Origin of the sequence: Phenylobacterium sp. (assembly GCF_030679875.1) — a bacterium.
Lineage (GTDB): Bacteria > Pseudomonadota > Alphaproteobacteria > Caulobacterales > Caulobacteraceae > Phenylobacterium.
The window spans coordinates 81,866-100,535 of record NZ_JAUXSP010000029.1; the positions used below are offsets into that span (position 1 = coordinate 81,866).

The 18,670-nt window shown below is 67.8% G+C and carries 20 protein-coding genes; 14 read left to right on the plus strand and 6 right to left on the minus strand.

The genetic code is table 11. From position 1 onward, the window contains the following. Positions 1 to 57: 57 nt before the first annotated feature. Genes Q8K84_RS16400 through Q8K84_RS16415 form a run of 4 tightly spaced genes read left to right on the plus strand, consistent with a single transcriptional unit; the run spans position 58 to position 2,867 of the window. Entirely contained in the window at positions 58 to 351 is a 294-nt protein-coding gene (locus tag Q8K84_RS16400) for a hypothetical protein (RefSeq protein ID WP_305283796.1), read from the plus strand. Positions 352 to 391: 40 nt separating this feature from the next. Further along, positions 392 to 1,057 carry an ABC transporter ATP-binding protein gene (locus Q8K84_RS16405; protein ID WP_305283797.1) on the plus strand — a complete coding sequence of 222 codons (666 nt, stop codon included), beginning with the start codon at positions 392 to 394 and terminating at the stop codon, positions 1,055 to 1,057. Further along, positions 1,054 to 2,367 (plus strand): ABC transporter permease, encoded by a 1,314-nt coding sequence (locus Q8K84_RS16410; protein ID WP_305283798.1) that lies wholly within the window; start codon positions 1,054 to 1,056, stop codon positions 2,365 to 2,367. Before Q8K84_RS16405 ends, Q8K84_RS16410 begins: the two co-directional genes overlap by 4 nt. Before the next feature lie 11 nt (positions 2,368 to 2,378). Beyond that, positions 2,379 to 2,867 carry a DUF3299 domain-containing protein gene (locus Q8K84_RS16415; RefSeq protein WP_305283799.1) on the plus strand — a complete coding sequence of 163 codons (489 nt, stop codon included), beginning with the start codon at positions 2,379 to 2,381 and terminating at the stop codon, positions 2,865 to 2,867. A gap of 88 nt (positions 2,868 to 2,955) precedes the next feature. Here the strand turns inward: Q8K84_RS16415 and Q8K84_RS16420 are convergent, their stop codons facing one another. Further along, positions 2,956 to 3,540, minus strand: coding sequence for a hypothetical protein (locus Q8K84_RS16420; RefSeq protein WP_305283801.1), 585 nt, complete (start codon positions 3,538 to 3,540; stop codon positions 2,956 to 2,958). A gap of 374 nt (positions 3,541 to 3,914) precedes the next feature. Between Q8K84_RS16420 and Q8K84_RS16425 the strand changes: the two genes are divergently transcribed. Beyond that, a complete protein-coding gene (locus tag Q8K84_RS16425; RefSeq protein WP_305283802.1) occupies positions 3,915 to 5,006 on the plus strand; it encodes a nitronate monooxygenase family protein in 1,092 nt (363 codons plus the stop codon). Here Q8K84_RS16425 and Q8K84_RS16430 read toward each other — a convergent pair. From Q8K84_RS16430 to Q8K84_RS16440, 3 genes are read right to left on the minus strand one after another with little or no spacing between them, the layout of a single operon-like run. Continuing rightward, entirely contained in the window at positions 4,981 to 5,184 is a 204-nt protein-coding gene (locus tag Q8K84_RS16430; RefSeq protein ID WP_305283804.1) for a DUF2892 domain-containing protein, read from the minus strand. The two genes, Q8K84_RS16425 and Q8K84_RS16430, sit on opposite strands and share 26 nt — an antisense overlap. Continuing rightward, positions 5,181 to 5,651 carry a thioredoxin domain-containing protein gene (locus Q8K84_RS16435; RefSeq protein WP_305283805.1) on the minus strand — a complete coding sequence of 157 codons (471 nt, stop codon included), beginning with the start codon at positions 5,649 to 5,651 and terminating at the stop codon, positions 5,181 to 5,183. The genes Q8K84_RS16430 and Q8K84_RS16435 overlap by 4 nt, the downstream gene beginning before the upstream one ends. Before the next feature lie 2 nt (positions 5,652 to 5,653). Beyond that, a complete protein-coding gene (locus tag Q8K84_RS16440; RefSeq protein WP_305283807.1) occupies positions 5,654 to 6,931 on the minus strand; it encodes an NAD(P)/FAD-dependent oxidoreductase in 1,278 nt (425 codons plus the stop codon). A gap of 162 nt (positions 6,932 to 7,093) precedes the next feature. On the opposite strand from Q8K84_RS16440, the gene Q8K84_RS16445 reads away from it, so the two are divergent. Genes Q8K84_RS16445 through Q8K84_RS16460 form a run of 4 tightly spaced genes read left to right on the plus strand, consistent with a single transcriptional unit; the run spans position 7,094 to position 12,127 of the window. Continuing rightward, positions 7,094 to 7,447, plus strand: a complete 354-nt coding sequence (locus Q8K84_RS16445) for a rhodanese-like domain-containing protein (protein ID WP_305283808.1) — start codon at positions 7,094 to 7,096, stop codon at positions 7,445 to 7,447. A 20-nt stretch (positions 7,448 to 7,467) separates the two neighbouring features. Continuing rightward, positions 7,468 to 8,517 carry an efflux RND transporter periplasmic adaptor subunit gene (locus tag Q8K84_RS16450; RefSeq protein ID WP_305283809.1) on the plus strand — a complete coding sequence of 350 codons (1,050 nt, stop codon included), beginning with the start codon at positions 7,468 to 7,470 and terminating at the stop codon, positions 8,515 to 8,517. Next, positions 8,514 to 11,753: an efflux RND transporter permease subunit gene (locus Q8K84_RS16455; protein ID WP_305283810.1), complete on the plus strand. Its 3,240-nt coding sequence runs from the start codon at positions 8,514 to 8,516 to the stop codon at positions 11,751 to 11,753. The genes Q8K84_RS16450 and Q8K84_RS16455 overlap by 4 nt, the downstream gene beginning before the upstream one ends. Positions 11,754 to 11,773: 20 nt before the next feature. Beyond that, a complete protein-coding gene (locus Q8K84_RS16460; RefSeq protein WP_305283811.1) occupies positions 11,774 to 12,127 on the plus strand; it encodes a helix-turn-helix transcriptional regulator in 354 nt (117 codons plus the stop codon). Positions 12,128 to 12,131: 4 nt separating this feature from the next. Here the strand turns inward: Q8K84_RS16460 and Q8K84_RS16465 are convergent, their stop codons facing one another. After that, on the minus strand, positions 12,132 to 12,734 hold the full coding sequence (locus Q8K84_RS16465; protein WP_305283812.1) for a cyclopropane-fatty-acyl-phospholipid synthase family protein: 603 nt from the start codon (positions 12,732 to 12,734) through the stop codon (positions 12,132 to 12,134). Next, a complete protein-coding gene (locus Q8K84_RS16470; protein WP_305283813.1) occupies positions 12,731 to 13,510 on the minus strand; it encodes a sulfite exporter TauE/SafE family protein in 780 nt (259 codons plus the stop codon). The genes Q8K84_RS16465 and Q8K84_RS16470 overlap by 4 nt, the downstream gene beginning before the upstream one ends. Positions 13,511 to 13,592: 82 nt before the next feature. Here Q8K84_RS16470 and Q8K84_RS16475 point away from each other — a divergent pair, with 82 nt between their 5' ends. The 5 genes from Q8K84_RS16475 to Q8K84_RS16495 all read left to right on the plus strand — a co-directional run bounded on the left by Q8K84_RS16475 (position 13,593) and on the right by Q8K84_RS16495 (position 18,668). Further along, on the plus strand, positions 13,593 to 14,453 hold the full coding sequence (locus Q8K84_RS16475) for an MBL fold metallo-hydrolase (protein WP_305283814.1): 861 nt from the start codon (positions 13,593 to 13,595) through the stop codon (positions 14,451 to 14,453). A gap of 77 nt (positions 14,454 to 14,530) precedes the next feature. Continuing rightward, positions 14,531 to 15,037 (plus strand): chemotaxis protein CheW, encoded by a 507-nt coding sequence (locus Q8K84_RS16480; RefSeq protein WP_305283815.1) that lies wholly within the window; start codon positions 14,531 to 14,533, stop codon positions 15,035 to 15,037. Positions 15,038 to 15,153: 116 nt separating this feature from the next. Beyond that, on the plus strand, positions 15,154 to 16,446 hold the full coding sequence (locus tag Q8K84_RS16485) for a CheR family methyltransferase (protein WP_305283816.1): 1,293 nt from the start codon (positions 15,154 to 15,156) through the stop codon (positions 16,444 to 16,446). After that, positions 16,446 to 17,003 (plus strand): chemotaxis protein CheW, encoded by a 558-nt coding sequence (locus Q8K84_RS16490; protein ID WP_305283817.1) that lies wholly within the window; start codon positions 16,446 to 16,448, stop codon positions 17,001 to 17,003. The genes Q8K84_RS16485 and Q8K84_RS16490 overlap by 1 nt, the downstream gene beginning before the upstream one ends. A 3-nt stretch (positions 17,004 to 17,006) precedes the next feature. Beyond that, positions 17,007 to 18,668, plus strand: a complete 1,662-nt coding sequence (locus Q8K84_RS16495) for a methyl-accepting chemotaxis protein (RefSeq protein ID WP_305283818.1) — start codon at positions 17,007 to 17,009, stop codon at positions 18,666 to 18,668. Positions 18,669 to 18,670 lie beyond the last annotated feature (2 nt).

Consider the following 18,670-nt stretch of genomic DNA (forward strand, 5'->3'; position numbering starts at 1 on the left):
CGGTCGTCAGTGCAATGTTTCTTTGTAACACTGGGCTGACCCGTTGGGAGAATGATGATGCGTACGGCTGTCCTGCTCGCAACCTGCTTGGCGTTTGGCGCCGGCGCGGCCCAAGCCTGCGACCAGCATGACAACGACTACAGCCCCATGTCGGCCTATTTCAGCTATCGGGACATGAGCCCCGACGAACGCCGCACCGCCGACGCCGCCGCGCGCGACGCCATGCGGGAAAAGGACATCATGGCCGGCCGGGCCGCGCTGATTACGCGCTTCGCCATCAAGGTCGAGCGCGGGCCAGACGACGCCCAGCTCGCCCAGTCCAGTCGCCGCCAAGCGGTCGCCTCGCGCTAGCGCCTTCTGCGTACAGATCTGGACATCCCGCGCCGACCAAATGACGACGCCAGAACCGCTTCTCGAGGTCCGCGACCTCCGCCATGAGATCGCCGGCCGATGCGTCATGGCCGCCCCAGCCTTTTCCGCCGCCCGCGGCCAGCACACCTTGCTGCTGGGACCGTCCGGCAGCGGCAAGACGACGCTTATCAATGTCATCACCGGGCTGATCACCCCCACGGCTGGGGACGTGCGAATCTCCGGGACGTCCATGACCGCCCTGCCCGCGGCCCAACGGGACCAATTGCGGCGCCGAACCATTGGGGTCGTGTTCCAGACCCTGCGCCTGATCGGCGCGCTCAGCGTTCGCCAGAATCTCGCCTTGGCTCAGACCCTGGCGCTCGGCCGCAGCGATCCCGCCATCATCGACCGCTTGATCGCCCAGGTTGGCCTGACTCACCGGGCCGACGCGCGCCCCCGGGAGCTGAGCCAGGGCGAGGGGCAGAGGGCGGCCATCGCCCGCGCCCTGTGCGCCGAGCCGGCCCTGGTGGTCGCCGATGAGCCCACCTCGGCGCTCGACGACGCCAACGCCGTGGCCATGGCCGATCTGCTGCTTGCCACCGCCGAGGCCACCGGCGCGACCCTGCTGATCGCCACCCATGACAACCGCCTGCGGGCGCGGTTCGCGCGAACCCTCACCCTGTCGGTTCCACAGGTGAGCGCATGACCCTGGCTGGCCTGTCTCTCGCCTATCTCAGGGACCGGGCGCTCAATACGGCGCTCAACATCCTGTTGCTCACCCTCAGCGTGGCCACCCTGGTGATCCTGGTCCTGTTTTCCAGCCAGCTCGCCGAGAGGTTCGAGCGGGACGCCAGGGGGATCGATCTGGTGGTGGGCGCCAAGGGCTCGCCCTTGCAGCTGATCCTCTCCAGCATTTATCAGGTCGACGTCCCCACAGGGAACATCCCGCTGGCCACCGTTGATCTGCTCCGCGCCGACCCCACCGTCGCAGAGGTGATCCCCCTGGCCCTCGGCGACAGCTTCCGCGGCTTCCGGATCGTGGGAACCGAGGGCGCCTATATCGACCACTTCGGCGGAACCCTGTCCCAGGGCCGCCTCTTCGCCGCGGACTATGAAGCCGTGATCGGCGCCCAGGTGGCCCGCCAGACCGGCGCGGCCCTTGGCCAGAAGTTCGTAGGCTCCCATGGCCTGTCCGGCGACGGTCATGGCCACGAAGAAACCCCCTATGAAGTCGTGGGCGTCCTCGCCCCTACCGGCAGCGTCCTTGACCGACTGATCATCACGCCGGTCGGCAGCATCTGGGCCGCACACGGCTTCACGCCTCCGCCAGCTGCGGGCGCCGCCGATCATGAGGACGATCATGATCAAGCCGGTCATGACCACGATCACGATGGCGACGGGAGTCAGGATCACGAAGCCCACGAGCACGAGACCGGGGGCGATCACCAGGCTCACGCCGCCGGGGGCGAGCTGGAAGTCACCGCCCTGCTGGTCAAGTACCGGTCCTCCATGGCCGCGGTACGCCTGCCGACCTTCATCAACAAGCAGACCCAGTTGCAGGCCGCCGCTCCCGCGGTGGAGATGACGCGGCTCCTGTCCCTGCTTGGGGTAGGCATAGACGCGGTGCGCGCCTTCGCCGTGCTGCTGATGGCCACCAGCGGCCTGTCCATCTTCGTGGCGCTCTATTCGGCCCTCCGCCAGCGCGAGGGCGACATGGCCATGCTGAGGGTCATGGGGGCTCGCCCGCCCGCCATATTCGGCCACATCATTCTGGAAGGTGTCCTGCTGGCCGCCGCAGGCGCTCTGCTTGGGGTCGTTGTGGGCCACGCCGTAGTGGCGGCCGCAGCCGCCAGCTTCCCGCAATTGCAGGATATGGGGCTCACCGCCGCCCGGTTCGAGCCGGCAGAACTCGCCATTGTGATTGCAGCGATCAGCATGGGCGCCCTGGCGGCCCTGATCCCTGCGCTTAAGGTCTTCGGCGTCGATATCGCCCAGACCCTCGCCGACACCCGCTAAGGAGTTACCCCATGTTCGTCCGGCTGTTGCTGGTTCTGACCCTGGCCCTTCAGGCTGCGCCCCTCAGCGCTGTCGCCCTGAGCCGCGCCGATGCGCCGACCGAGAGCGTGTGGAAACCGGCCGACACGCCGCCGGGCGGGGTCGCCTGGTCGCTGCTGGAATCCACCAAGGAGATCACCCGCACCGACGCCCGCGGCTACCTCTTGTCCAAGCCTGACTTTCCCGCCGGCGTCCTGGCGTTGAAGGGCAAGAAGGTGAAGGTCTCGGGCTACATGATGCCTTTGCAGAACGGCAAGACCCAGACGCACTTTGTCCTGCTGGCCTATCCGCCAGACTGCCCGTTCCACCTCAATCCGAGCCCCATGCAGTTCATCGAGGTCAAGACCGACAAGGGCGTCGTCTTCGACTATGGCGTGAAGACCATTGAGGGCGTGCTGGAGTTGGGCGGCCAGGACGAGGGCGGCGTCTTCTACAAGATCAACAAGGGCCGGGCGCTCTGAGCGCGTTCCGCAAAAACCGGCCCCGGCTTTACGGTCGAAACGCGCTCAAACGCTGGAATCGCGAGCATGAGCGCCCGCCAGCTCTCGCCTACTGAAGGGCCTCAAGAAAGGCCGGCCGCAGGGTGATCGTCAGGTCGCTGGGGCGAGCGCCGGCCTCGAAGGTGGCGAAGGTGTAGAGCGAGGCCAACTGCCGGACCGTCTTGTCCTTGGGGGGATCGATGCCCAGCAAGGCGCTGAGCCGACGGCCAAGACGGCCATATTCCAGCCAGAAGGCGGTTTCGGTCAGACCGCAGGACCGGGCGAGATCCCCGACGTTGGCCCGCGCGCCTGGGCGCTGGGAATGGGCGTGCAAAGTGGTGTCGAGACGGGACTCCATGATCAGAGGCGTGGCGTCCAGGGCCTCACGGTACTCATCAGCGCTGGGCAGGCCCTGCTCGTCGCGCTGGGCGATGAAGGCGTCGCGACGCTTGTCCAGCCGCGCAATCATGGCCGCAAGGGCCTCATCCGCCGAATCCTCGGTCAGGTGATCCAGCTTGCGCATCCCCACATAGGCGATCGCCTCGCCGACCTCGCCGCGGGGTCCGGCCAGGATGCGGTAGCAGCCATGGGTCACATCCATCTTGCCAGACGGGGTCTGGCTGGACGGGGTTGGGGCGATCTCGGCTTTGCTCACTTGGACTAGCGTTCCTTTCACTCCGCGCAGGCCGCGGCGCCGCCCATGGCGCGCGGGCGAAGCTGGGATGCCGGGCGGCCGTCAAAGGCCGGCGCCAGGCCCCATGTCCGCCCCGCCAGCCGCGGATGCGGGCGCTAAGGCCGCCGCTGGCGCTGGGTTGCGGCCTTGGCCTGCGCGACGCCAAACCGGGCGCGCAGCCAAGGCTGTCAAACCCGTTGACCGCACTATAGGTCAGGCGCGGCCGGCATTGTAATCGTTTCTCGTCGTTTCGGGCGCCCACTGGCGCCCAGATGACCGTTTCTCGTCGTCTTTCAGGACTGTCTTTCCTCGAGGGTCGGCGTGGAACGTCAGGAACGCTCCAGCAAAGGTGTCCCATGTCGCCCTGGCCAGACCGCCGCATCCTCGACCTGTTCGGCCTCGACCTTCCCATCCTGCAAGCCCCCATGGCCGGCGCGTCTGGGCTGGATCTGGCGCTGGCCGTCAGCGGGGCTGGGGGGCTGGGCGCCCTGCCCTGCGCCCTGCTCACCCCTGACCAGGTCCGGCGCCAGGGGGCCGATTACCGCCAGGCCACGACGAATCCGCTGAATCTCAACTTCTTCTGCCACCGACCGGCAGAACCAGAGCCCGCCGCGCAGGCGGCGTGGCGAGAGCGGCTGGCGCCCTATTATCGCGAGCTGGGTCGTGATCCTTTAGCCCCGACCGCTGGCGCCTCCCGGGCGCCGTTTGACGAAGCCTATTGCGACGCGGTGGAGGCGATCAGTCCAGAGGTGGTGAGCTTTCACTTTGGTCTGCCGGAGCCCGGTCTTCTGGGCAGGGTCAAGGCGACGGGCGCAAGGGTGATCAGCTCTGCGACCACCGTCGCTGAGGCGGTCTGGCTGGCCGAACGTGGCTGCGACGCCGTGATCGCCATGGGCTATGAGGCCGGCGGCCACAGGGGGAGTTTCCTGACGCGCGACATGAGCGCTCAACCGGGCCTGATGGCCTTGCTGCCTCAGGTGGTCGATGCGGTAGAGGTCCCGGTCATCGCAGCCGGCGGCGTCGCCGACGGGCGCGGGATCGCCGCAGCCTTCGCGCTGGGGGCTGCGGCGGTGCAGCTGGGCACGGCCTACCTGCCCTGCCCGCAGTCACTGATCCCCGACTTTCATCGTCAGGCCCTGACGCGCGCCACTGACGATGGGACCGCCTTGACCAATCTGTTCACAGGCCGCCCCGCCCGAGGCCTGTTCAACCGGCTCATGCGAGAGATCGGACCCTTGTCACCGGATGCTCCGGCCTTCCCGACGGCGGCGGCGGCCCTCGGGCCCCTGAGAGCCGAAAGCCCGACCCCTGAGGACTTCACCAGTCTGTGGGCTGGTCAGGCCGCGCCCCTCGCCCACCCTGCCGACGCGGGGGAGCTGACCCGTCGCCTGGGCCAGGACGCCCTCGCCTGTTTGATGCGGCTCAGCGGAAGGCCGGACCCGGCTTAACCCCCAGCTTCTTGAACACCATGGCCGCCGGGCAGAAGCCCGTGAAAGCCGCCTGGATCATGTTCGCGCCAGCAAAGGCGCTGAGCAGCATCCACCAGGGGCTGACAAAATGGGCCAGGGCCAAACCGGCCAGGACGACGAGGCCGGCGAAGACGAATACCGCGCGGTCGAGGGTCATTGAGGTTGTTCCTTGTTTGAGCTGGGGCTCCTGGCGCCAGCCAGGGCCTGGTTCACCCAGGCGGTGATCTGATCTGTGGTCATGGCGCCGGCCCGTCGGGCGACTTCGCGACCGTCCTGCAGCAGGATGAGCGCCGGTATGCCTGAAACACCCAGGGCGGCGCTGGCCTCGGGCGCCTCGTCGGCGTTGAGCTTGAGCAGGCGAACCCGAGGCTCCAGCCGTGCGGCGGCGGCGGCGAAGTGCGGCGCCATGGATCGGCAGGGTCCGCACCAGGGCGCCCACACGTCCAGCAGGACGGCGACCCCCTGGTTGGATCGCTGATGAACCTGCAATTCCCGGGCGTCGACCTCGGTCGGCTGGCCCTGGAACAGTGCGACCCCACAGCGGCCGCACTTGGCGGCGGCGGGGTTCCGCTCGGTCGGAATTCGGTTGGCCGCCGCGCAGGCAGGACAGACGATCTGCGTCATGATCAGACCTTCAATTTGCGGGCGCCAATCAGGTCCAGAGCAAGCTTCTCATAGAAGGGCGTGGCTTCCCCTCTCTTGATCTTGGAGATGAAGTACTTCTCGAACCCGATCTTCGCCAGGTGGACCCAGCGCCCCTCGGCGGCCCAGTTCAGGTTGCGGGGCGGGATCTGAGGCTGGGCGATGAAGGCCACGCCGCTGTCGCCAAAATCCGCCAGGCAGATGGCGTTCCAGGTGGCTTCATGAGTCGGTTCGGCGCCCGCCAGCAGCTCTTTCAGGTTCTCGGCGATGGCGGTGACCATGCTCTCGATCATGAAGCCGGTCTTGGGGACGCCTACAGGCACCGGGGTCTTGCCCATGGGTGGGATCGCCACGCAGACGCCCAGGGAGAAGACGTTGGGATAGGCGGGATTGCGCTGGTGCTTGTCGGCCAGGATGAAGCCCCTGGGGTTCGATAGCCCCTCCACGCCCATCACGGCGGCCACCCCGCGGAAGGCCGGCAACATCATGGCGTAGGCGAAAGGCAGATCATGCTCGGCCTTGACCGTGCCGTCGTCGGCGATCTCCTCCACCGCCATGTGGCCGTCAGTGACCTTGGCCACCTTGGCGTTGGTGATGAACCTGATGTGCCGCTGGCGCATCTCGCTTTCCAGCAGGACCTTGGTGTCGCCCACCCCGTCCAGACCAAGGTGGCCCACATAGGGCTCGGCGGTGACGAAGGTCATCGGCACCTGATCACGGATCTTGCGACGTCGCAGTTCGGTGTCGAGGATCATGGCGAACTCGTAGGCCGGCCCATAGCAGGACGCCCCCTGCACCGCCCCGACCACGATTGACCCCGGATTGCGGGCGAAGATCTCGAATGCTTCGGCGGCGCGTTCGGCGTGATCGACATGACAGATCGACTGGGTGAAGCCTTCAGGACCAAGGCCCTCAATCTCATCGAAGGCGAGTTCCGGCCCCGTGGCGATCACCAGGTAGTCGTAGAAGAGGCTCTCGCCGTCGGCCAACTCCAGTCGGTTTTCCTGAGGATGAACCTTGCGGGTGCCGACGCCGGTGAAGCCGATCTTCTTCCTCGCCATGATCGGCGGCAGGTCCACCTCGATGGCCGCGCGGTCCCGCCAGCCGACCGCAACCCAAGGGTTTGACGGCACGAAGTGGAAGGTGTCGCCCTGGGACACCACCATCACCTCGGCCTTGGAGCCGACGGCTTCCTTGATCTCGAAAGCGGCGACCGCTCCGCCGAGACCGGCGCCCAATATGGCTATCACTGGCTTTTTCATCGCATGACCCTGATCTCTCCGGCGGCCCCGGCATTGATCACCGTCAAGGCGGCGCCGGTCATGTGGCCCCAGTTTCGATGTCACTTGAATGGGCCGCTGAAATCTTTATATGCGTACTTGCGAATATACAATGGTTTTCATGATAGGCCGGAGAGACGCCAGATGACCCCCGCCACCGACCTTCGTCCCGCGCATGTGCGCGACAGCCTTGCCGCCCGCCAGATCGTGCTCATCGATGTGCGTGAGCCCGCCGAGTATGCCGCCGAGCGCATCCACGGGGCGCTGAACTACCCCCTGTCGACCTTTGACCCCGACGCCCTTCCCGCGGGCGGGCCCCGCGCCATCGTCCTGCAGTGTGGCTCCGGCAAGCGTTCGGCGATGGCCATGGATCTATGCCGCAAGGCGGGAGTCGAGATCGCTGGCCACCTGGACGGCGGCATCGGGGCCTGGCGCGCGGCCGACCTGCCCATCGTCCGCATCGACCCGGCCACCGGCGCCGTCCGCGACGCTCGCTGAACCCCAGGAAGAAGAAGCCCATGCGCCCCCTGCTGACCGCGAGCCTCCTGGCCATCACCCTTGGGGCCCTGTCCCTTGGCGTCGGCGCCTGCTCGGAAACGGCCGCGCCGCCGCCGCCAGCAACGACCGCGGCCCAGGGCGAGCGGCTGACCCTTCGCGCTCAGCCGGTGGACGACCTCAAGCCCGTGGCCGCCAGCGTGGTCACCCGGAACATGGCTGAGGCCCGGGCTCGGATCGGCGGCACGCTCACTGAGCTTCGGGTGCGTGAGGGTGATCAGGTCCAGAAGGGCCAGCTGATTGGCAAGGTGTCCGACCAGCGGCTGAACCTGGAGACCACAGCCTTCGAGGCCCAGGCCGCCGCCGCCGCCGCTGAAGCCGCAAGAGCATCGGCCGAGCTGTCGCGGGTGCAGGTGCTCTATGACAAGGGCTTCTACGCCAAGGCGCGGCTGGAACAGGCCCAGGCTGGCGCCCGCGCCGCTGAGAGCATGGCCGCCGCAGCCCGAGCCCAGCGCGCCGCCAGCGCCGAGATGGGATCTCAGGGGGCGATCCTGGCTCCCTCCTCTGGCCGGGTGGTGCGGGCAGATGTCCCGGCCGGTTCGGTCGTCGCAGGTGGGCAGTCGGTGGCGACGATCACCTCTGGCGAGCCGTTGCTGCGCGTCGAGCTGCCCGAGGGCCAGGCTCGCGCCCTGAAGGTCGGGGACCAGGCCCCGGTCTCCGCCGGCGACCTCCCGGGTCTGGCGGCCTTTGGGACCGTGGTCCAGGTCTACCCTTCCGTCACCGGCGGCCAGGTGACCGCCGACCTTAGGGTCGAGGGCCTGCGCGCCGACCTGATCGGCCAGCGGGTTCGGGTGCAGGTCAAGGTGGGCGAACGCGAGGCCCTTGTGGTTCCTGACGCCTATGTGGAGACGCGGTTCGGCCTGGACTTCGTCCGGATCGTGGGGCCTGACGGCCAGGCCCGGGAGGTCGCCGTGCAGGCCACGCCGGCGCCCACGCCAGGCCAGATTGAAATCCTGTCCGGCGCCCGGGCGGGGGATGTCCTGCTGGCGTCGACCCAGGGAGCGGCCCGATGAACCTGGGCATCTCGGGACGCCTGACACAGGCCACCATTCATTCGCCCCTGACGCCCCTGGCCCTGTTGGCGGCCATCGCGGTAGGGCTGATGGCCCTGATCTCAATTCCACGCGAGGAGGAGCCGCAGATCAGCGTCCCCATGGTCGATATCATGGTGGCGACCCCTGGCCTGCGGGCGGCCGACGCCGCGGAGCTGGTGGCCAAGCCGCTGGAGACCATCGTCAAGTCCATCGATACGGTGGATCACGTCTATACCCAGGTGCAGGACGATCAGGTCCTGGTCACCGCCCGCTTCGATGTGGGCGAGGCCCCGGAGGACGCCGCCGTCCGGGTCCACGAAAAGGTTCGCGCCAACTACGACCAGATTCCCGTCGGCATCCCCGAGCCGATGATCGTCACCCGGGGGATCAACGATGTCCCAGCCGTGGTCCTGACCCTGACGCCCACGCCAGAGATGGCTGAGCGCTGGTCCGACCAGGCCCTCTATGACGTCGCGCTTAAGCTGCGCACCGAGGTGGCCAAGGTCGAGGATGTCGGCCTGACCTTCATCGTCGGGGGCCGGCCTGACGAAATCCGTATTGAACCCGACCCCGAGCGGTTGAACCTGCGCGGGGTTCCCCTGGGTGGCGTGATCGAGGCTGTGCGCCAGGCCAATCTCAGCTTTCCCGCCGGCGCCATACGCCAGAACGGCCAGGCCGTTGAGGTCACCGCCGGCCGCACGCTGTCGAGCGCCCAGGAGGTGGGTCTGCTCAGCGTCCCCTCGGTCAAGGGCGAGCCGGTCTATGTCCGCGACGTGGCCAACGTCGTGCAGGCGCCGCGGGAGGACCAGGCCCGGGTCTGGCGTCACAGCCGCACCGCTGAGGGCTGGACCCAGGCGCCGGCCGTCAGCCTGGCCATCGCCAAGCGCCAGGGCGCCAACGCCGTGGTGGTCTCAGACCACATTCTGGAGCGGGTGGAGAGCCTGCGCGGGACCTTGATCCCCGAGGGGCTGGAGGTCGCCGTCAGCCGCGACTACGGCGAGAGCGCCAACGAGAAGGCCAATGAGCTGCTCTTCCACCTGGGGCTGGCCACCGTCTCCATCGTCATCCTGATCGGCCTGGCCATTGGCTGGCGGGAGGCCGGCGTCACCGCGGTGGTCATTCCCACCACCATCCTGCTGACCCTCTTCGCCTCGAACCTGATGGGCTACACTATCAACCGGGTCAGCCTGTTCGCCCTGATCTTCTCCATCGGCATCCTGGTCGACGACGCCATCGTCATGATCGAAAACATCGCCCGGCACTGGGCGATGAAGGACGGCCGCACCCCCACCCAGGCGGCCATCGAGGCCGTGGCTGAAGTGGGCAATCCCACCGTCGTGGCGACCCTGACTGTCGTGGCCGCCCTGCTGCCCATGCTGTTCGTCTCAGGGCTCATGGGCCCCTACATGGCGCCGATCCCGGTCAACGCCTCGGCGGCCATGGTCTTCTCCTTCTTTGTGGCCGTGGTCATCGCGCCCTGGCTGATGGTCCGCTTCGCCCGCCAGTCCCTGGCCGAGGGACAGGGGCATGGGCATGGGCATGACGCGGGCGGCGGTCGTCTGGGCGGGGCCTACCGCGCCCTGGCCAGCCGGGTGATCGCCAGCCGGCGCAGCGCCTGGATCTTCCTGGGCGCCGTCGGCCTGGCGACCCTGTTGTCCATGAGCATGTTCGCCACCAAGACGGTGACGGTGAAGCTGCTGCCCTTCGACAACAAGTCAGAGCTGCAGGTGGTCCTCGATCTGCCCGAGGGCGCCAGTCTGGAGACCACCGAGCGGACCCTGGCGGCGGCGGCCGAGATCGCCCGATCAATCCCCGAGGTCATGGCCATAGAGGCCTATGCCGGCACGGCCTCGCCTTTCAATTTCAACGGTCTGGTGCGCCACTACTACCTGCGCGAACGCCCGGAGATGGGCGACCTGTCCATCACCCTTTCCCACAAGGGCGAGCGCAAACGCGCCAGCCACGCCATCGCCCTGGACCTGCGTGAACGGCTCACGGACCTGCCCCTGCCCAACGGCGGTTCGGTGAAGGTGGTCGAGGCGCCGCCAGGCCCGCCGGTCATGGCCACCCTGCTGGCCGAGATCTACGGCCCTGACGCCGAGACCCGGCGCGCCGTGGCCGCCGAGGTGAAGGGACTGTTCCAGTCGATCCCCTACATCGTCGATGTCGACGACTCCTATGGCGAGCCCCGCCCCCGTTTGCGCCTGACGCCAGCCCGCGACACCCTGGAGCATCTGGGCGTGTCAGAGGGCGAGGTGATGAGCTCAATCGGGGCGGTCTTGGGCGGCGGGCCGGTGGGCTACGCCCATCGCGGCGAGGGACGCATGCCCCTGGAAATTTCCGTTCGGCTGCCCCAGTCCGACCGAACCTGGGGTGAACGCCTGGCCGCCACGCCGGTGGCGGTGTCAGAGACCGCAGGCGGCCGACGGCTGGTGGAGCTGGGCGAGGTGGTCGAGGCCACATCCGAATTCGGATCTCATATGATCTATCGCCGGGACGGTCGGGACGCTGAAATGGTCACCGCCGAACTGGCCGGCCAGTACGAGGCGCCAATCTACGGCATGATGGCCGTCGGCGACGCCATCGACGCCCATGACTGGGGCGACCTTCCCAAGCCCGTGGTCCGTCTGAATGGCCAGCCCAGCGATGAGAGCACCCCGACCCTTCTGTGGGACGGTGAATGGGAGATCACCTGGGTCACCTTCCGCGACATGGGGGCGGCCTTCGCCGTGGCGATCCTGGGGATCTATGTCCTGGTGGTCGCCCAGTTCAAAAGCTTCCGCCTGCCCCTGGTGATCCTGACGCCCATACCCCTGACCCTGGTCGGGATCGTCATCGGCCACATCATCTTCGGCGCGCCCTTCTCGGCCACCTCAATGATCGGCTTCATCGCGCTCGCCGGGATCATTGTGCGGAATTCGATCCTGCTGGTGGACTTCATCAGACACGCCCAGACCGGGGATCGACCCCTGCGGGACGTGCTGTTGGAGGCGGGCTCGATCCGGTTCAAGCCCATCGTCCTGACCGCCGCCGCGGCGATGATCGGCGCCGCGGTGATCCTGTTCGACCCCATCTTCCAGGGGCTGGCCATCTCGCTGCTGTTTGGCCTGGCCTCATCGACCCTGCTGACCGTGCTGGTCATACCGGCCATCTATGTGGTTCTGAGAGATGACGGACGACCGGCCACCCGCCATGACGCTGTCACGGCAGCCTAACCGAACCTGGACCTGTGAGCATGAGCAAGGCCCCCCTCAACGCCGTCGTCGCCCAGATGCCCGACCCGTCCGAGCTGGCGGCCCTGGAGGCCAGCGCCGCAGCAGCCGCCCGGCTGATGAAACTCATGTCCAGCGAGCAGCGGCTGATCATCCTCTGTCGGCTGGGGGACGGCGAGTGTTCGGTGGGCGACCTGGCCCAACATGTGGGTCTGGCCCAGTCAGCCGCCTCCCAGCACCTGGCCAAGCTGCGGGCCGAAGGGGTGGTCGGCACGCGGCGTGAGGGCCAGACTATCTTCTACCGCCTGATTGACCCCGCCGCGGCCCGGGTGATCGACACCCTGTGCGACATCTATCGCGGCAAGCCTGCGGCCTGACCGATCAGCCCGGCTTGCGGGCGACCAGATCGATCAGCGCTGACGGACCGCTGTGGCCCGCGCCCTCTTCGATCACCGCGTCATAGGCGGCCAGGTCCACGATCTCGAAGTCTGCAAAGGCCGTGCGCAGCATCTCCTCGGTGTAGAGGTTCTCCGGGGTCCTTGGGCCGCCGGTGCCATAGGCGATCTGCTCGGGACGATAGCCCTCCAGCAGCACGAGCCCGCCGGGCTTCAGGGCGCGTTTCATCCCGTCAAACATCTGGGACCGCAGATCGGGGCCGGCGAACTGAATGAAGATCGCCGCCACGATGTCGAACTTCGCCTTGGGCCAGTCCCAGCTCGCCAGGTCCACATGCTGAAGCTCGAGGCTGACCCCGCGAGCCTGCGCCAGGCGCGCGGCTTTGACCTGGGCCACGGCGGAGCCGTCGGCTGAGAGCACCGACAGTCCCTGCTGCGCCAGCCAAACGCCATTGCGGCCCTCCCCGTCGGCTACAGCCAGAGCGCTCTGGCCCGGCGCCAACCGGTGGGCCTGCCGGGCGAGGAAGGCGTTGGGCGCCTCGCCGAACAGGTAGGTCTCGCCCTGATAGCGTTCGTCCCAGAAACTCATCCGACAACTCCCATCCAGGCCACATAGGCCGCCACGATCAGAACCAGACCCGCAAACAGGCGCCGCGCCAGGAGGGCGCGATCCGCCAGCAGGCCCGCCGCCCTCATGCCAAGCCAGCCGCCGGCCGTGCCCCCGGCGATGAAAAGCCCCGCGACCGGCCAGACCACCAGCCCTGAAAAGGCGTAGTTGGCCGAGGTGGCGGCGCCAAACAGGCTGACGGACAACAGGGAAGAGGCCGCGGCGTTGGCCAGGGTCATGCCGCTCGCCGCCATCAGGCCGGGCACGATCAGGAACCCGCCGCCAATGCCGAAAAATCCGGCCGCGAAACCTGTCGCCAGGCCGATCGGGGCCAGGCGCAGGGTCATGGCCCAGGAGATATGGGCCGACGGGTCGCCGGCGTCCTTCGGCTTTCGCATCATCGACAGGGCGATGGCCGCCATGGCCAGGGCGAAGAGCACGAGCAGTTGCTGGCCGTCCACCTGCTTGGCGAGGCTGGAGCCCCCCAGAGCGCCCGCCAGCCCCGCAGCGGCGAACACACTGGCGCAGGGCCACTTCACCCGTCCGCCGCGGGCATGGCCGATGAGGTTGATCGCCGCGTTGACCGCCACAGCCGCAGCCGAGGTGCCGATGGCCAGGTGCGTGTCGCTGATCCCCACCACATAAAGCAGAGCCGGCGTCGCCAGCACCGAGCCGCCCCCGCCGAACACCGCCAACAGAAGGCCGACCACCGCGCCGCTGAGCACCGCGGCGATCATGGCTGTGGTTGTGAGGTCCATTTGGGGTGCTCCTGTCGTGCTTGTAGCGACGTTTGCTATATTAGCGATACCGCATATATAGGAGGCAGGAAAGGAGAACCCCATGTCCGTTCAGCAGATGAGCTTCTTCCATGAGGCGACCTCGACCGTCACCTATCTGGTCTGGGACGTGGCCACTGGCCAAGCCGCGGTCATTGATCCGGTCCTCGACTATGAGCCCAAGGGCGCGAAGATCTCCCGCGACCAGATTTCTGAGATTCTGCGCGCCCTTGAGGCCCACGGCCTGAAGCTGGCCTATATTCTGGAGACCCACGCCCATGCCGACCATCTGTCGGCCGCCGCCCGCCTGCGCCAGGCCACCGGCGCCCAGGTGGTCATTGGCGCCCATATCACTGCGGTTCAGGACTATTTCGGCAAGGTTTTCGGCGCTGAGGACGTCAGAGCCGACGGCGCCGACTTTGACCGTCTGGTGCGCGAGGGCGACGTCCTGAGGCTTGGTGAGACGGAGATCGGCGTCCTGCATACGCCGGGGCACACGCCGGCCTGCGTCACCTATCTGATCGAGGACGCGGCCTATGTGGGCGACACCCTGTTCATGCCCGACTACGGCACCGCCCGGGCGGACTTCCCCGGCGGCGACGCCGCGACCCTCTATCGCTCGATCCAGAAAATCCTCGCCCTGCCCCCAGAAACCAGGATCTTCGTCGGTCACGACTATCTGACAAAGGATCGCAAGACCCATGTCTGGGAAACTACGGTGGCGGCTCAGCGGGCGGAAAACGTTCATCTGCGCGATGGGGTGAGCGAGGCCGACTTTGTGGCGCGGCGCGAGGCGAGAGACGCCACCCTGCCCCCGCCCACCCTGATCCTGCCGTCGCTGCAGGTGAACATCCGGGCTGGGGGGCTGCCGCCCCCGGAGCGCGATGGCCGAGTCTATCTTCGCCTTCCGGTGACTGAAATCTGAGGAGGCAGCGGGCGGTTCGGCCGCGGCGCCGCCGAATGCCGATTGGCGGCGGAGGCGGAATGGTGTTCTAGACGTCCATGCCCTTCCCCCAGGCCCGATATCTGTTGCTGGACGTGGCCGGCGTCGACATGGCCCTGCCCATGTCCGTCGTGGCCGAAATTCTGCCCGTCACCCGGTTTGAGCGCCAGGCGCCTTGGCCAAAAATCCTGGCGGGATTCATGAACGTCCGAGGCCGGCCCCTGGCGGTGATCGACCTGGCGAGGCTGTTCGAGCCGGCGCGTCCGCCAGCGTCACTCGACCTCTACAGCCATGTAGTCCGCCTGGTTGAGACTCATGGGTCGGGCGGGCTGGGCCTGCTGGCCGGTCGGGTTCGGGACGCCGACGCCACGGCCGAGGACTTCACCCCTGTGGAAGACTCCGCCAGCGCCAATGGCGCGATCCTGGGCCATCTGCTGATCACGGGCCGGCTGGTCGCCCTGCTGGATGTCGAACGCCTTCTGCTGCTCGAGGAAGAGGCGCGGGTCGCCGAGATCGCCGAGACCCTTCGCGCGAGGCTTGAAGCCTCGGGGGACGGCGCGCCCTGAGCCCCGCGGTCCCGGTCTTCGCCCCCGACCATCCCTTTTGGCGGCTCAAGGCCGAGGTCATCGCCCGGACCGGACATCACTATTACGCCGACAAGGATGACGTCCTTTGGGAGCGGGTGCGGCGCCGGCTGGCGGCTGTGAACCTGACCGATGTCGAGGCCTATGTCCGGCTGCTGGATGATCCCCAGTCAGGCCCCCCCGAATGGCGGCGGCTGGAGGGGGAAATCACCGTCGGAGAGACCTATTTTCTTCGCTACGTGGAGCAGTTCGCGGCGCTGCGCGATCACATTCTGCCCGAGCTGATCGCCGGCCACGCCGAGACCCGCCGACTGCGTATCTGGAGCGCGGGCTGCGCCACCGGCGCCGAGCCCTATTCCGTGGCCATCCTGCTGGCCGAACTGCTGGGCGACCGGGTGGCCGACTGGCGGCTGACCATCCTGGGCACCGACATCAATGAGAGCGCCCTGCAGGCCGCACGGGACGCGAGCTTCGGCGCCTGGGCGCTGCGATCCCTTTCGGCGGAGCAACGCACCGCCTGGTTCACGCAAGAGGGCAAGAGCTGGCGGCTGAAACCCCGCTTCCGCAGCCTCGTCCGCTTCCAGTACGGAAACCTCCTGGACCTCTTGGGGCCAGATGCGCCCATCGATCTCACCGATTTTGACCTGATCCTGTGCCGCAACGTCCTGATCTATTTCCACCCGGACGCGATGAACGCGGTGATTGGCGCCCTGGCCCAGCGGCTCGGCGAGACCGGCTGGATGCTGGTGGGACACGCCGAGCCCAATCCGGGCTTTGAGGCCCATGTGGAGACCGTCTCCATGCCCGGCGCCGTCGCCTATCGGCGGCGGACCGGCGCCGACGCGAATGCGCCGCGGCCGTCCCAGCCCTGGACGCCGCTTCCCCTTGAGGAGGCCACGCCCGAGGCTGTGGCCTGGTCCCCGACACCTCCGCCGACCCGCCCCTCGGCTCCCGCCGCAGTCGCGCGCCCTCCCGTGGACGCCTCCCCCGCCGCGCCCTTGGCCGACATTCGCGCCTTGGCCAATTTCGGCCGCTTCACCGAAGCTGTTCAGCTCTGCGCCGAGGCCTTGGCCCAGGCGCCAGCCGATCCTGCGACGCACTTCTATCTGGGGCTGGTCTCCCAGGCTCAGGGCGACCTTGGTCAGGCTGAGGACGCCCTTCGCCGGGCTGTCTATCTGGATGGAACCTTGCTGATGGCCCAATATCATCTGGGTCTTGTTCGCCTTGAACGGGGGGATACGGCCGGGGGCCGGCGCGCCCTGGCCGCGGTCGCCCGTCTGGCGGCGAGCTTGAGCCCCACGACGCCCCTGTGCGAAGGGGATGGCCTGACGGCGGGCGATCTGCGCGAACTGGCGCGGCTGCAACTGGAGAAGGGACCGAGGGGGAGTTGATGAGCGAGCGCAAGCCAAGACCCTCCCGCACCGCCGCCGCACGGTCGCGCGCGGTCGCTGAGTCCCCGCTGACGCGCCAGATCCTGGATGAGCGGGAACGTCGCCTCGCTGCGGTGCAGACCCCCGAAACGCCCGAAGAGAGATCTCCCTCAATTTCGGTGCTGCTCTGTCCTCTAGGGGGAAACCTCTATGGCGTACCCATGAACGAGGTGGCCAGTCTACGTCCCCTGGAGCGGCTTGGGCGCACGGGCGCGACCACCGCCGGCGCGGTGATGGGCCTCGTCGCCGACAGTGGCCGGGTGAGGCAGGTCCTCGACCTGGGCGCCCTGCTGGGAGCGCCGCCGCCCCGGGAGACGGACGGCTACCTCATCCTGCTGAAAGGCCGGCGAGACGTCGCCCTGCGGTTGCCGGAGCGACCCCACGCGGCCGAAGCCCGCCCAGATCTCGACCGTCCGCAACACGCTAGCGTGGTGAGTTCCGGAGACCACCACGCCAAGACCCTTGTGATTCTTTCCGTCGCCGCCCTGCTGGCCGGCGGCGCGCCTGTGGGAGCCTGACCCTTGAGTATCGCCAATCGAATCCTGCTGGGATTCATCGCCGTCATCGTCCTGGTGATCGCCTTGGGCGCCCTGGGCCTCGCACAGATCGGCGAGGTCCGGTCCGAGACCGCCGCCATCGTCAGTCGCGATATGGCCTTCATCCGTCAGCTGGCTGACGTGGACAGGGCGCAGCTGGAGCTTGAGGCCGCCACAGAGGCGGACTTCGCCGACCATGCCATGGGAAGCATGGGCTCCACGCCGGACGGCGCCTCATCGGCCTGGCGCCGCGCGGAGGCCTCTGCGGTCCAAAGCCTCGACCAGGCCATCGCACAGGCCACCAATTTCCAGGCGACCGCGATCTCCAGCGACCGGGCCAGGGCCTGGGGGGAGATCAGCCAGGCCCTGACGCGCGCCAGGGCCATCCTCGTCGACTTGCGGCAGCGCGACCTGGTGGCTTTCCAGGCTATGGCCCGGAACGACATAGCCCTCGGCCAGGCCGTGAGAGAAGGTCTGAACGCGCCGCGCGCCAGTTTCCAGCAGGAGATGAACCAGGCGCGCACGACCCTTGACCAGGCCATTGGACTGGGTCAGCAGCGGGTCGAGCGCGTCTATCAGCAGAGCCGCCTGTTCAGCCTGATCGGCCTGATCCTGGCGGTGGGCATCGCCATGGCCGTCGCCTATCTGATCCGCCGGTCGATCATTACGCCCCTGAACGGCTTCATGGCCTTCGTCGAGCGGGTCGGCCAGGGCGACCTGACGCGGCACACCGAACTCACCAGTTCAGACGAGATCGGCCGGCTGGGGGCGACTCTGAACGGAATGGTCGATGGCCTGCGCGACCTCGCCCGGCAGAATCGGGAAGCGACCGAGAACCTGAACGCCGCTACTGCAGAAATCCGCGCCTCGTCTCAGGAGCAGGCCGCCAGCGTCGAAGAACAGCTGGCCGCCGTCCAGGAGACCGCCGCCACTGTCGATGAAATCACCCATTCCGGGGCTCAGATCGGCAAGCGCGCCCAGGAGGTGATCGCTTCGGCTCAAGCGACCGCCCAGACCAGCAATGAGGGTCTGCGCGCGGTCGATGAGACCGCCCGCGCCATGGACGCCATCCGGGATCAGGCCGAGGCCGTGGCCGAGAACATCGTCGCCCTGAGCGAGAAGACCCAGGCCATTGGCGACATCATCTCGACGGTGAACGACATCTCCGAGCGCTCGCACCTGCTGGCGCTCAACGCCGCCATCGAGGCCGCCGCCGCCGGTGAGAACGGCCGGAGCTTCGCCGTCGTGGCCTCGGAGATGAAGCTGCTGGCCGACCAGGCCAAGGACGCCACCAACCAGGTGCGCTCAATCCTCGGCGACATCCAGCGGGGCATCAATTCGTCGGTCATGCTGACCGAGGAGGCGGTCAAGCGGGTCGCCGCCGGCAAGGAGCGGACCGACACCACCCAGCGCACCATCACCGAGATCACCGGGCGGGTGCAGGAGAGCGTCCAGACCTTCCAGCAGATTGTCGCCTCGACGAACCAGCAGCAGCTGGGAATCGAGCAGGTCATGGGCGCCCTGCAGAACATTCGCCAGGCCAGCCAGCAGACCGCCGTCGGCACCCGGCAGCTTGAGGAGGCGGCGGGCAATCTCGCAAGTCTTTCCCAGCAGCTGCTCGGCCTGGCCGAACGCTACAAGGTCTGATC